Here is a 12,437-nt window from a genome sequence, read left to right as displayed (position 1 = left end):
ACCTCGCCTGCCTTGCCGAGTTCTTCCCGGAGCGCAATCACGGGAGACAAACAGATGCCTGCTAAATCCAAGGCTCAGCAGAAGGCGGCCGGCGCGGCTTTGTCGGCCAAGCGCGGCGAAACCAAGAAGAGCGAACTCAAGGGTCCGTCCAAGGGCATGGTCGAATCCATGAGCGAGAAGCAACTCGAGGAGTTGGCCGAAACCAAGCGCAAGGGCCTGCCGGAGAAGAAGAAATCGAAGGGCTGATCGCCGGCAGGACCGTTCGTCAATATGCGACGGTGAAACGCTTGCGTGTGTGTTCTGAACGCTCCGCTTCGTCGACCAGGGCGACGGCGAGATCGGCGGTCGAGATGATGCTCTGGCCGGCTTCATCGACCACCGGCTGGTCGCCGCCGGTACGGTATTTTCCGGTGCGTTCGCCGGGCTTCAGCATGAAAGGCGGCGACAGGAAGCTCCAGTCCAGTTCCGTTTCGTTCCGCAGTTGGGCGAGCGCATCGCGGGCGGCCAACGCGCCTTGCTTCCACTCGGCGGGAAACTCGGGCGAATCGACGAACTGGCTGCCGTCGGGCGCATAGAGGCTGCCAGCGCCGCCCACCACGATCAATCGTGTCTTTGCGGCCTTGGCGGCGGTTGCGATCGCGTTCGACCCGTCCAGGTGCTTGCGGTAAATGTCCGGATCGCCCCAGCCGCCATTGAAGGCGGAAATCACGGCGTCATTTCCGGAGATGGCGCTAGTCAGTCCGGCAACATCCGTGGCGTCGACCGACTTTGGCGTCACGCCGTCAAGCTTCTCGACCTTGCCGGCGTCGCGCACGATGGCGGTGACGGCATGGCCGCGGCTGACAGCTTCCTTGAGGATTGCGCTGCCGACGAAGCCCGACGCGCCGATGAGTGCGATTTTCATGCGAAATACTCCGTGTCTGGCTCTTTCGCCGTTGCGGCGAAGGAGGTATTTGCGGTAATCAAGTTACCGGAAGTCACCACTAGCCGCGAAAGCGGCGGCACGTAAGTACGCATGATTTTCTGCCCAGGTTACCCGGAGGGAACCGCATGAACGCTCGGACCAACGCTTCCGCTGCAGCGCCGATGCTGGACAGCCATCCGGGCTTCGAGCCCGACGAAGAGGGCAACTGCCCGATCCGCGAGGTGCTGGATCGCGTCGGCGACACATGGAGCCTACTGGTCATCATCAATCTGCAGGCGGCGCCAAAGCGCTTCAACGCGCTCAAGCGATCGATTGAGGGCATCTCGCAACGCATGCTGACGGTGACGCTGCGCTCGCTCGAACGCGACGGGCTGGTCCGGCGCACGGTAAAGCCGACGACACCGCCGGAAGTGGAATATGCGCTGACGGAGTTTGGCCATTCGATCGCCGTGCCGGTTGGCGCCCTCGGCATATGGGCGGCGCACAACCGTGATGCGCTGAAGGCGGCGCGGGAGGATTTTGACGCTGCCCACCGGTAGCACCGGCAACCGCGCAAGAAACGGAATGCCCTCCTGCTTCAGGCCGAATAGTCTCTGTCGCGGCGCCAAGGACAGCGAAGGAGAAGGGCGATGAACCTGCGCAATGTCGTGGCGGAACTCGACTGGGACACGATCAGCCGCGATCTCGACGAATTCGGGGTCGCACGGACGGGACCGCTGCTGAACGTGGATGAATGCCGCGCGCTGCGGGGTCTTTACGACAGCGATGGGGCGTTCCGCAGCCGCATCGTCATGCAGCAGCATGGATTTGGAGCCGGGGAGTACAAATACTTCGCCAATCCGCTGCCGGAACCGATCGCTGGACTGCGCCGGCATTTTTATGAGCGGCTCGTGCCGCTGGCCAATAACTGGAATGCCCGTATGAGCATCGACCGGGTCTTTCCCCCCGCTCATGACGAGTTCCTGGCAGAGTGTCATGCCGACGGGCAGACGCGGCCCACGCCGCTGCTCCTCAAATACGGGCCGGGCGACTACAATTGCCTGCATCAGGACGTCTATGGAAAGCACCTCTTCCCGATCCAACTGGTGATCCTGCTCAGCGCGCCCGGCGAAGAATTCGAAGGCGGCGAACTCGTGCTTACCGAGCAGCGGCCGCGCATGCAGTCGCGCACCGAAGTCGTTCCTTTGAAGCAGGGGCATGGCGCGCTGTTTGCCGTGAACGACAGGCCGAAAGCGGGGACGCGGGGCGATTACCGCGTCAAGATGCGCCACGGCGTCAGCCGCATCCACTCCGGCGAGCGGTTCACCGCCGGGATCATCTTCCACGATGCGGCGTAAGCTGGCCGGAAGCGCTGATGCGGCCCGATTTCCTTGACAACAGTGAGGCTCTCCTTTAGAGCCACGCCAACGCCGGGCCGAGAGGTCCGGTGTTTCTATTGTAATGCCGCAAGACCGACGGAAAACCGCTTATACTTTCCCCGGCCTTGCTTGAATGACGTGTCCCGTGGGTTTCTTCGCAAAGCGTGCGTGGGAAATCCTGTCAGGTCTCGAAAACGGAGGCCAGAGGAGGGCGCGTTTCCTTCACTCGTGACATGAGGTTGCGGGTGTATCTTTTTGAAAGGGAATGCGATGAGCAAACGCGAATCAGCAAAGTACAAGATCGACCGCCGTCTCGGCGAAAACATCTGGGGCCGCCCGAAATCCCCGGTCAACAAGCGTGAATACGGTCCCGGCCAGCACGGCCAGCGCCGCAAGGGCAAGCTTTCCGACTTCGGCCTGCAGCTTCGCGCCAAGCAGAAGCTGAAGGGCCACTATGGCGACATTTCGGAAAAGCAGTTCCGGAAGACCTACGAGGAAGCCAACCGCCGCAAGGGCGATACGCCTGAAAACCTGATCGGCCTGCTCGAATCGCGGCTCGACGCGGTGGTCTATCGCGCCAAGTTCGTGCCGACCATTTTCGCGGCCCGCCAGTTCGTCAATCACGGCCATGTCAACGTGAACGGCAAGCGCACCAATATCGGCTCGTACCGCTGCAAGGCCGGCGACGTGATCGAGGTTCGCGAGAAGTCGAAGCAGTTGGTCATCGTTCTGGAATCGGTGCAGCTCGCCGAGCGCGACGTGCCGGACTACATCGAAGTCGACCACAACAAGATGGTCGCCACCTTCGCCCGCGTTCCCGGCTTGTCGGACGTCCCTTACGCCGTCCAGATGGAGCCGAACCTGGTCGTCGAGTTTTACTCACGCTAATCGGAACGATCCGTTCCAAGCCATCAAGGCCGCCTTCGGGCGGCCTTTTCTTTGTCGGCACGGTCCGGTAAGCCGGTCTAACGATGAGCCAAGCAGGCTGGACGCAATCATGAACATCATGCCCGATCTGGTCGTCGAAACCGATGATGCGAGCTGCCACCCGATGTTCCGGGACGTGCCGTCCTCGGTCGAGTTCAACAAGCTGCGCAAGCGGCTGCTGCGCCAGACGCGGCAGGCTATCGACGAATTCGCCATGGCGCGGCCGGGCGAGCGCTGGCTGGTGGCGCTTTCGGGCGGCAAGGATTCCTATGGGCTGCTGGCGCTGCTCCTCGACATGAAATGGCGAGGCCTGCTGCCTGTCGACCTCATCGCCTGCAATCTCGACCAGGGCCAGCCGAATTTCCCGAAGCATATCCTGCCGGATTTCCTCGAAAGCCACGGCATCCACCACCGGATCGAGTATCGCGATACCTATTCGATCGTCACCGACAAGATCGGCGAGGGCAACACCTACTGTTCGCTATGCTCGCGGCTCAGGCGCGGCCATCTCTACCGCATCGCGCGCGAGGAGGGCTGCTCGTCGCTGGTGCTCGGGCATCACCGCGAGGATATTCTCGAAACCTTTTTCATGAACCTTTTCCATGGCGGCAGGCTGGCGGCGATGCCGCCGAAACTCCTCAATGACGACGGCGACGTGGCGGTGCTGCGCCCGCTCGCCTATTGCGCCGAGGCCGACCTGCAGAAATTTGCCGACGCGATGAGGTTTCCGATCATCCCGTGCGACCTGTGCGGCAGCCAGGAGGGGCTGCAGCGCAATCTCATGAAGCAGATGCTTGATGACATGGAAAGGCGCATGCCCGGCCGCAAGGACACGATGATCCGGGCGCTAGGCAATGTCAGGCCGTCGCATCTCCTCGACCGCAAGCTGTTCGATTTCGCCGGACTTGCGGCCGGGCAGGGCGCCTGAACTTACGCCTGCGGATGCGGGTCGTGCTGGGCGCGAAAGAGCTTTCCCTTTTCCGCGATCAGCACCATCAGCAGGGCGATTACGCCCACTCCGCAGAAGCCGGCGGCCAGAGGCGTGGTTGTCCCGTCGAAGGACTGACCGACCGCGGCGCCGATCACACCACCGCCGAGAGTCTGGAGAAAGCCTTGGACGGACGAGGCAGAGCCGGCGATGTGGCCTAGCGGCTCCATGGCAAGCGCGTTGAAATTCGAGCCGATCCAGCCGAACTGGAACATAGCGGCGGCGAACAGCAAAACGAAGCCGACCAGTGGTACCTGGCCGTTAAGCGACCAGACGAACCAGATCGTGCTGACCGCTAGAAAGCCTACGACCGCGCCATGCGACAGCCGGCGCATGCCGAAGCGGCCGACGAGGCGCGAGTTGAGGAATGACGAGACCGCCATCATGCCGGCGATGGCGGCGAACAGCACCGGGAACCAGACACCGACCCCGTAGATGCCGACATAGACCTGCTGCGCGGAATTGATGAAGCCGAACAGCGCGCCGAAGATCGTGGTCGAGGCCAGCGTATACCAGAGCGAGACGCGGTTGGTCAGCACGATGCGGAAGGCCTTCCAGATCGACGCAATGGTGAAGGGCCTCCGATCCTCGGGATGGAGCGTTTCGGGCAGCCGTACGGCCGCCCAAATCACGATGACGAGGGCGATAGCGCCCATGCAGACGAAGATCATGTGCCATTCGGCAAACAACATCACGAGTTGGCCAATGCTTGGCGCGACCACCGGTATGATCATGAAAACCATGAAGATCAGCGACATGATCTCGGCCATCGCCCTGCCGCCGAAGCGGTCACGGACCATGGAGACGGCGATGACGCGGGTGGACGCCGCGCCCACGCCCTGGATAAAGCGCAGCGCCAGAAGCGTCTCGAAATTGGGCGCGAAGGCAGCAGCGAAGGCCGCGATGACATAGATCGAAAGGCCGAACAGCAGCGGCCCGCGGCGTCCGAACCTGTCGGAGGCCGGGCCATAAGCGAGGAGGGCGAAGGCCAGCCCGCCGAAATAGGCCGAGATGACATATTGCCGCGCATTCTCGTCGGCGACGCCGAGGCTGGCGCCGATCTGCTGCAGCCCCGGAAGCATGATATCGATAGCGAGCGCGTTGAGCGCCATGAGTGCGGCGGCAAGTGCGATGAACTCCCAGCGCGGGATCGACAGGCCGGTCGCCACGGTAGTCGGTGTAGCCTGCTGGTCCATGAGAGTTTCCTAATGCTAGGCTCAAAAAAGGAAATGCGCCGGAGAGCCCGGCGCATCCTGCAAAAAAGATTCCGGAGAAAACCGGAATCTATCAATCTGGTTCCCTGATCAGGCGGCGCCCTTGGCGCTGATGCCCTTTTCGGCGAGGTAGCTCTGCAATTCGCCGGCCTGGAACATTTCGCGGATGATATCGCAGCCGCCGACGAACTCGCCTTTCACATAGAGCTGCGGGATCGTTGGCCAGTTGGAATAGTCCTTGATGCCCTGGCGCAGGTCGTTCGAGGTCAGAACATCGACGCCTTTGTAGTCAATGCCGATATAGTCGAGGATCTGGACTACCTGGCCCGAAAATCCGCACTGCGGAAATCCGGGTGTGCCCTTCATGAAGACGACCACGTCGTTGCTCTTCACCTCATTGTCTATGTATTCGCTAATTCCGCTCATCTCGTTTTCCCGTTTTTGCCGGCTGGGAGGAACCGGCAATCAAATCATGCTACCGCCTATGTATCACTCCGGAGCGCTGGTTTGAAGGGCAAGGGCGTGAAGAACGCCGCCCATATTGCCCTTCAGCGCGTCATAGACCATCTGGTGCTGCTGCACGCGGGTCTTGCCGCGGAAGCTTTCGGCCACCACTTCGGCCGCATAGTGGTCGCCGTCGCCGGCCAGATCGCGGATGGTCACTTTTGCGTCAGGTATACCGTCCCGGATCAGTTTTTCGATCTCGTGAGCATCCATCGCCATTGGTTTTTTTCCCGTTCAGTTCCCCATGAATCGGGGAAACCAGCCTTCATGAGCGGCCTTCAGATCCGCAACTGATATGGCACGGGCATGCCCGAGTTTCAATTCGCCGCCGCCCGTCGTGCCGATCCACGGAGCGAAAATGCCGAGTTGTTTCAGCTCGGCGAGCATCGCTTCGAATTCGTCGCTTTGCGCAGAAAAATTGACCGTTACCAGGTAGCGGCCCTGATCCTCGCCGAAAAACTGCGGGATCGGATCGCCCTGGCCAAGCTGCGACACGGTCGCGCCGATGCCAGAGGCCATCGACATTTCAGCCAGCCCGACGGCCAGCCCGCCATCGGAGAGGTCGTGCACCGCGGTCGCAATACCCGAGCGGATCAGTTTGCGGACGTAGTCGCCGACCTTTTTCTCGTGAGCGAGGTCGACCGGCGGCGGTGGGCCGTCGGCGCGGCCGTGGATGTCGCGCATATAGGCCGACTGGCCGAGATGTGTGCCCCACCAGTCGGGCGCGCCGAACAACAGGATCATCTCGCCTTCGCGGGCAAAGCCGATCCGGGCCATCCTCGACCAGTCGTCGATGAGGCCGACACCGCCGATGGTCGGCGTCGGCAAAATGCCCTGGCCGTTGGTTTCGTTGTAGAGCGAGACGTTGCCGGACACGATCGGGAAGCCGAGCGCGCGGCAGGCATCGCCTATGCCCTGCACCGCCTTGACCAGTTGGCCCATGATTTCGGGGCGTTCCGGATTGCCGAAATTCAAATTGTCGGTCGCTGCCAGCGGCATGGCGCCTGTCGCAGTCAGATTGCGCCAGCATTCCGCCACCGCCTGCTTACCGCCTTCGTAAGGATCGGCCTCGCAGTAGCGCGGCGTCACGTCGGACGAGAAGGCCAGCGCCTTGGTGGCATGGCCCTCGACGCGCACGACGCCGGCGTCGCCGCCCGGAATCTGCAGCGAATTGCCCTGGATCAGCGTGTCGTATTGCTCCCAAACCCAGCGGCGGCTGGAGAGGTCCGGTCCGCCGAGCATTTTCAAGAGGGCGTCGGCGATATCGGCTTGGGGAATGTCGCCCCTGGCGAGCGGCTGGCGCGGCGCCGGCTCGACCCAAGGCCGGTCATATTCCGGCGCCTGGTCGCCGAGATCCTTGATCGGCAGGTTGGCTACTTCCTCGCCCTGGTGGAGAATACGGAAGCGCAGATCGTCGGTCGTGTGCCCGACGATGGCGAAATCCAGCCCCCATTTGCGGAAGATCGCCTCGGCTTCCTTCTCCTTTTCCGGGCGGAGCACCATCAGCATGCGCTCCTGGCTTTCGGAGAGCATCATCTCGTAGGCCGACATGTGCTCTTCGCGAACCGGCACCTTGTCCAGGTCGAGTTCGATACCAAGGTCGCCTTTTGCGCCCATTTCCACGGCTGAGCAGGTCAGTCCGGCGGCGCCCATGTCCTGGATGGCGATGACCGCGCCCGACGCCATCAGCTCGAGGCAGGCTTCGAGCAGGCATTTTTCGGTGAACGGATCGCCGACCTGCACGGTCGGACGTTTTTCGTCGATCTTGTCGTCGAATTCGGCCGACGCCATTGTCGCGCCGCCGACGCCATCGCGGCCGGTTTTGGCGCCGAGATAGACGACCGGCAGGCCGACGCCCTTGGCCTCCGACAGGAAGATGGCATCGGTCTTGGCGAGACCTGCTGCGAAGGCGTTGACCAGGCAATTGCCGTTATAGCGCGTGTCGAAATTGACCTCGCCGCCGACCGTCGGAACGCCGAAGGCATTGCCGTAGCCGCCGATGCCGGACACCACGCCCGACACAAGATGCCTTGTCTTGGGATGGTCCGGCGCGCCGAAGCGCAGCGCGTTCATCGCCGCGATCGGACGCGCGCCCATGGTGAAGACGTCGCGCAGAATACCACCGACGCCGGTCGCCGCACCCTGGTAGGGCTCGATATAGGAAGGGTGATTGTGGCTCTCCATCTTGAAGACAACGCAGTCGCCGTCGCCGATATCCACGACGCCGGCGTTTTCTCCCGGTCCCTGGATGACCTGCGGACCGGTGGTCGGCAGGGTGCGCAGCCATTTCTTCGACGATTTATACGAGCAGTGCTCGTTCCACATGGCCGAAAAAATGCCGAGTTCGGTGAAGGTCGGCTCGCGGCCGACGAGGTCGAGTATGCGCTGATACTCGTCGGGCTTCAGCCCATGCGCGGCAATCAGTTCGCCTGTGATCTTCACGGTGTTTGAAATGGTCATGGTCCTGTCCGGTTGCTCGGGCTGGAAGTCTGTCTAATGCGGTCGGCGGGTTGCCGCGTCGCGATCGATCACGCGGCCCCGCCACAATCGTTATTGCCTGCCGCCCAGCGGCCGATGTCGGTGCCGATGCGCGCGCCGAGCGGCTCGCCCATCAATGGCCCGAATACGTCGACCCGGGACGAATTTCCCGTCGCCTGGACCACCAGCAGCGGTTTGCCGCCGTAATTCTTGGCCGGGACCAGCAGGAAGCGTGGCGTGCCGCTGAACGAGTTCAGTTCGTTTGCCATGCGGTATGCCTTGAAGGCCGGATCCTTGGCGGCGAACCAACATTTGTATGCGGCGATGGTCACCGTTTCCATGGCCCGCAGCGAAGCGCTTTTCCCTGATGCCGCAGGCGTGGGCGTTTTGGACTGGCAGGCCGCCAGCGCGAGAAGCAATGAAGCCGCACCAGCGACGATCGCAAATTTCTTCATCCGCAAAGATCCGCCTGTCTGGAGAGATTGTCCGGGTATCAGGCCGGTTCTGGTTGCGGGGCGGCGATGCCGAGCGCACTTTCAAACAAAGGGCGGCCGTCGCTGCCGCCATGCGCGGCTTCGATCAGGTTTTCGGGATGCGGCATCAGGCCAAGCACGTTGCCCCGATCGTTGACGATCCCGGCTATGTCGTTGATCGAGCCGTTTGGATTGGTGTTTTCGGCATAGCGGAACAGAACCCGGCCTTCGCCTTCGATGCGGGCCAGCGTTTCGGGATCGGCGAAATAATTGCCGTCATGATGCGCAACCGGCGTGCGGATGACCTGGCCCGGCGCATAGTTGCGGGTAAAACTGGTATTGGTGTTCTCGACCCGCAGCTTCACTTCGCGGCAGACGAATTTCAGCGACTCGTTGCGCATCAGCGCGCCGGGCAGCATGCCGGCCTCGACCAGTATCTGGAACCCGTTGCAGACGCCGATCACCTGGACGCCTTTTTCGGCCTTCTCAGCCACCGCCCGCATCACCGGCATGCGCGCCGCGATGGCTCCGCAGCGCAGGTAGTCGCCATATGAAAAGCCGCCGGGGATGACGACGAGGTCGACATCCGGGATTTCCGTATCGGTCTGCCAGACCGTGACCGGGGCCGTGCCGGAGATTTTCGTCAGCGCCGCGATCATGTCGCGGTCGCGGTTGAGGCCAGGAAGAACGACGACGGCTGATTTCATGTGGTGTGATCAAATGGTCTTTGAGGTTCGGCGAGTTCGCGCAATTCGAGGCGGCGTTCTATGCGGTCTAGACGTTCGTCGTGGCGTCCGAGAACGCCGTAGATGTTGTGAATGTCGCTTTGAATGGCGATCATATGGCCTCGAATGACGTTTAGTTCTTTCTTGACCTCAGCCACGTCTTGCCGAAGCTCAGTCATCTCATGATGCATTCGCTTCATGAGTTCAAAGATCAGCTCATTCGTGGCTTCCGCCATCCAACCCTCCGGTTCAACCTCAGGTTATAGCCACAGTATAGTTCTCGATCACCGTGTTCGCCAGCAATCGGTCGCACATTGCCTTCAGGTCGGCTTCGGTTCTGGCGCGGTCGGCGCTGTCGATCTCGATGTCGAACACCTTGCCCTGGCGCACCGATCCGACGCCGGAGAAGCCGAGGCCGTCGAGCGCATGCTCGATCGCCTTGCCTTGCGGGTCGAGGACGCCGTTCTTGAGGGTTACGGTTACGCGGGCCTTGATCACACCTGTCATGCTCCTGCCTGGTTTTGAGTGAGCCGGTTCAGTGCGGCTTGCCTTTCGGACCATCCGCCGAAGCAACCAGAACCGGGCCGCTCGGGCGGGGCGGCTCGTTTTCGTTCATGATGCCGAGGCGGCGCGCCACTTCCTGGTAGGCCTCTACGAGGCCGCCCATGTCGCGGCGGAACCGGTCCTTGTCCATCTTTTCCTGGGTATTCACGTCCCACAGACGGCAGGAATCCGGCGAAATCTCGTCGGCGACCACGATGCGCATCATGTCGCCCTCGAACAGACGGCCGCATTCGATCTTGAAATCGACAAGCTGGATGCCGATGCCCATGAACAGGCCGGAGAGGAAATCGTTGACGCGAATGGCAAGCGCCATGATGTCGTCGATCTCCTGCGGGCTCGCCCAGCCGAAGGCGGTGATGTGCTCTTCCGAGACCATTGGATCGTCGAGGGCGTCGGCCTTGTAGTAGAATTCGATGATCGAGCGCGGCAGAACGGTGCCCTCGTCGATGCCGAGGCGCTTGGCCAGCGAGCCGGCGGCGATGTTCCGAACCACCACTTCGAGCGGGATGATCTCGACTTCCTTGATCAACTGCTCGCGCATGTTGAGGCGGCGAATGAAGTGGGTCGGGATGCCCATCCGGTTCAGATGGTTGAAGATGTGCTCCGAGATGCGGTTGTTGATGACGCCCTTGCCATCGATGACCTCGTGCTTCTTCTTGTTGAAGGCGGTGGCGTCGTCCTTGAAGAACTGGACAAGCGTTCCCGGCTCAGGGCCCTCATAAAGGATCTTGGCCTTGCCTTCGTAGATGCGGCGGCGATTTTTCATCTGGTTTTTCTCTGGATTGGGGCAGGCGCCTGGCAACCGACCCTTGCGTCAGCGCTTACGCGCGGCAATGACGGGTTTCAACGCGGTCTCTATCCCAATCCCGCCAATTCCTCAATCGGCAAATCAGGCCAATCAACCGCTTTCCCGAGCGAAATGCCGCACTGCAGCAGAAGACAGGGCGTATTGACCGGGGCGCGGCCTTTTGGTTTGTGCTGAGGAAGCCCATATTGACCGTCAGTAACGAATCGCAGCGACCTCCGGGAGGAACAGCCATGAGCACCATGAAAGATCGCGAACAAGGTTTCGAGCGCAAGTTCGCCTTCGACGAGGAGCTGCGTTTCAAGGCGACAGCCCGGCGCAACAAGATGCTCGGCCTCTGGGCAGCCGAAAAGCTTGGCAAGACCGGCGATGAGGCTGAGGCCTACGCCAAGGAAGTCATCATCTCGGATATCGAGGAAGCGGGCGACCACGACGTGTTCCGCAAGGTGCGCAAGGACTTCGACGCGGCGGGCGTGGAGCAGTCCGACCACCAGATCCGCCGCACCATGGACGAATTGCTCGCGCAGGCCATCGAGCAGGTCAAGAACAGCTAAGCGGCTTGCGCCGTGGACCAACAAGCCGCCCGCTTGCCGGGCGGTTTTTCTTTGCGCTAAGGACAATTTCCGGGTGAAGATGTGGCCCCTACCGAGGAATGCTGCCCATGCAATTGGCGTCACGACTGGAAGCCGGCGAAACCCTGTTCACTGCCTGGTCGGGCGTTCCGGACGCGTTGACCGTCGAAATCGTCGCGGCTCAGCCTTTCGACGCGATCACCCTCGACATGCAGCATGGCGGGCATCATGAGGACAGCGTCGTGCGCGGCATACTGCCGGTCATGCATGCAAAGAAGCACCCGGTAGTCCGCATTCCCGTCGGCCGCTTCGACATGGCGAGCCGAGCGCTTGATTTCGGCGCGGAAGCGGTGATCGCGCCGATGGTCAATTCGGCCGCGGACGCCCGGCAGTTTGCCGCGGCGATGAAATATCCGCCGGTCGGGGAGCGTTCCTGGGGTCCGACATACGCATTTCCGCGGCACAACGGCAGCGACTACAACGCCTGGCTGGGCGGCATGAATGCGAGCACCGTCTCTTTCGCGATGATCGAGACCCGCCCCGCACTCGATGCGCTCGACGGCATCCTCGAAACGCCAGGCATCGACGGCATCTTCGTCGGCCCGGCCGATTTCTCGATCGCGTGGAGCAGCGGCGCGGCTGTGGACGGAAGCCTCGAAGATATGATGGGGACGGTCGCATCTATCGCGAAACGCGCCAGGGAAGCCGGCAAGCACGCCGCGATCTACGTGGTCGACCCGAACATGGCGGGCCGCTTCGTCTCCATGGGATACCGGTTCATGGCGCTGGGCTCGGAGCCGAGATACATCGCGCTGGGCGCGGAGGCGCTGCTCAAAGCCGCACGCGGCTCGATGGGCTGACGCCCATACGACTCTTGCCTCACCCGGCCATTTGCACTAGCGAA

Annotated in this window: 17 protein-coding genes; 7 read left to right on the top strand and 10 right to left on the bottom strand. The window is 61.9% G+C overall.

Features of this window, described 5'->3' with window-relative positions; all coding sequences use genetic code 11:
- Positions 1–54 precede the first annotated feature (54 nt).
- The gene (locus ACG873_RS12575) at positions 55–246 is read left to right on the top strand and encodes a DUF3008 family protein (RefSeq protein ID WP_394892134.1); all 192 of its coding nucleotides are present in this window, start codon (positions 55–57) and stop codon (positions 244–246) included.
- Between the two features lie 19 nt (positions 247–265).
- On the opposite strand, the gene ACG873_RS12570 is transcribed toward ACG873_RS12575, so the two are convergent.
- Positions 266–904, bottom strand: a complete 639-nt coding sequence (locus ACG873_RS12570; RefSeq protein ID WP_394892133.1) for an NAD(P)-dependent oxidoreductase — start codon at positions 902–904, stop codon at positions 266–268.
- A 146-nt stretch (positions 905–1,050) separates the two neighbouring features.
- Here ACG873_RS12570 and ACG873_RS12565 point away from each other — a divergent pair, with 146 nt between their 5' ends.
- The 4 genes from ACG873_RS12565 to ttcA all read left to right on the top strand — a co-directional run bounded on the left by ACG873_RS12565 (position 1,051) and on the right by ttcA (position 4,138).
- Positions 1,051–1,464: a winged helix-turn-helix transcriptional regulator gene (locus ACG873_RS12565; protein ID WP_394892131.1), complete on the top strand. Its 414-nt coding sequence runs from the start codon at positions 1,051–1,053 to the stop codon at positions 1,462–1,464.
- A 90-nt stretch (positions 1,465–1,554) separates the two neighbouring features.
- A complete protein-coding gene (locus tag ACG873_RS12560; RefSeq protein ID WP_394892129.1) occupies positions 1,555–2,262 on the top strand; it encodes a 2OG-Fe(II) oxygenase in 708 nt (235 codons plus the stop codon).
- A 291-nt stretch (positions 2,263–2,553) separates the two neighbouring features.
- The gene (gene rpsD, locus ACG873_RS12555) at positions 2,554–3,171 is read left to right on the top strand and encodes a 30S ribosomal protein S4 (protein WP_394892127.1); all 618 of its coding nucleotides are present in this window, start codon (positions 2,554–2,556) and stop codon (positions 3,169–3,171) included.
- Positions 3,172–3,280: 109 nt separating this feature from the next.
- Entirely contained in the window at positions 3,281–4,138 is an 858-nt protein-coding gene (gene ttcA, locus ACG873_RS12550; RefSeq protein WP_394892126.1) for a tRNA 2-thiocytidine(32) synthetase TtcA, read from the top strand.
- A gap of 2 nt (positions 4,139–4,140) precedes the next feature.
- Here the strand turns inward: ttcA and ACG873_RS12545 are convergent, their stop codons facing one another.
- The 9 genes from ACG873_RS12545 to purC all read right to left on the bottom strand — a co-directional run bounded on the left by ACG873_RS12545 (position 4,141) and on the right by purC (position 10,922).
- A complete protein-coding gene (locus ACG873_RS12545) occupies positions 4,141–5,394 on the bottom strand; it encodes a multidrug effflux MFS transporter (RefSeq protein ID WP_394892125.1) in 1,254 nt (417 codons plus the stop codon).
- Positions 5,395–5,502: 108 nt separating this feature from the next.
- The gene (gene grxD / locus ACG873_RS12540) at positions 5,503–5,838 is read right to left on the bottom strand and encodes a Grx4 family monothiol glutaredoxin (protein ID WP_394892124.1); all 336 of its coding nucleotides are present in this window, start codon (positions 5,836–5,838) and stop codon (positions 5,503–5,505) included.
- Between the two features lie 63 nt (positions 5,839–5,901).
- Positions 5,902–6,135: a BolA/IbaG family iron-sulfur metabolism protein gene (locus ACG873_RS12535; protein ID WP_008836596.1), complete on the bottom strand. Its 234-nt coding sequence runs from the start codon at positions 6,133–6,135 to the stop codon at positions 5,902–5,904.
- 15 nt (positions 6,136–6,150) lie between these two features.
- Positions 6,151–8,376 carry a phosphoribosylformylglycinamidine synthase subunit PurL gene (gene purL / locus ACG873_RS12530; protein WP_394892123.1) on the bottom strand — a complete coding sequence of 742 codons (2,226 nt, stop codon included), beginning with the start codon at positions 8,374–8,376 and terminating at the stop codon, positions 6,151–6,153.
- A gap of 68 nt (positions 8,377–8,444) precedes the next feature.
- Entirely contained in the window at positions 8,445–8,849 is a 405-nt protein-coding gene (locus tag ACG873_RS12525) for a hypothetical protein (RefSeq protein WP_394892121.1), read from the bottom strand.
- Between the two features lie 38 nt (positions 8,850–8,887).
- Positions 8,888–9,574: a phosphoribosylformylglycinamidine synthase subunit PurQ gene (purQ, locus tag ACG873_RS12520; protein WP_394892119.1), complete on the bottom strand. Its 687-nt coding sequence runs from the start codon at positions 9,572–9,574 to the stop codon at positions 8,888–8,890.
- Positions 9,571–9,828, bottom strand: coding sequence for a hypothetical protein (locus ACG873_RS12515; RefSeq protein ID WP_394892117.1), 258 nt, complete (start codon positions 9,826–9,828; stop codon positions 9,571–9,573). The genes purQ and ACG873_RS12515 overlap by 4 nt, the downstream gene beginning before the upstream one ends.
- A gap of 19 nt (positions 9,829–9,847) precedes the next feature.
- Entirely contained in the window at positions 9,848–10,090 is a 243-nt protein-coding gene (gene purS / locus ACG873_RS12510) for a phosphoribosylformylglycinamidine synthase subunit PurS (protein ID WP_394893477.1), read from the bottom strand.
- Between the two features lie 37 nt (positions 10,091–10,127).
- The gene (gene purC / locus ACG873_RS12505) at positions 10,128–10,922 is read right to left on the bottom strand and encodes a phosphoribosylaminoimidazolesuccinocarboxamide synthase (protein ID WP_394892115.1); all 795 of its coding nucleotides are present in this window, start codon (positions 10,920–10,922) and stop codon (positions 10,128–10,130) included.
- Between the two features lie 272 nt (positions 10,923–11,194).
- Between purC and ACG873_RS12500 the strand changes: the two genes are divergently transcribed.
- Together ACG873_RS12500 and ACG873_RS12495 are read left to right on the top strand one after the other, a co-directional pair.
- The gene (locus ACG873_RS12500; protein ID WP_394892114.1) at positions 11,195–11,515 is read left to right on the top strand and encodes a DUF1476 domain-containing protein; all 321 of its coding nucleotides are present in this window, start codon (positions 11,195–11,197) and stop codon (positions 11,513–11,515) included.
- Between the two features lie 107 nt (positions 11,516–11,622).
- The gene (locus ACG873_RS12495) at positions 11,623–12,393 is read left to right on the top strand and encodes an HpcH/HpaI aldolase family protein (protein WP_394892112.1); all 771 of its coding nucleotides are present in this window, start codon (positions 11,623–11,625) and stop codon (positions 12,391–12,393) included.
- Positions 12,394–12,437: the final 44 nt, after the last annotated feature.

Source organism: Allomesorhizobium aridi, from assembly GCF_043769475.1.
Lineage (GTDB): Bacteria > Pseudomonadota > Alphaproteobacteria > Rhizobiales > Rhizobiaceae > Allomesorhizobium.
Note: the sequence above shows the minus strand (reverse complement) of the source record. Positions and strands in the feature narration are given on the sequence as shown.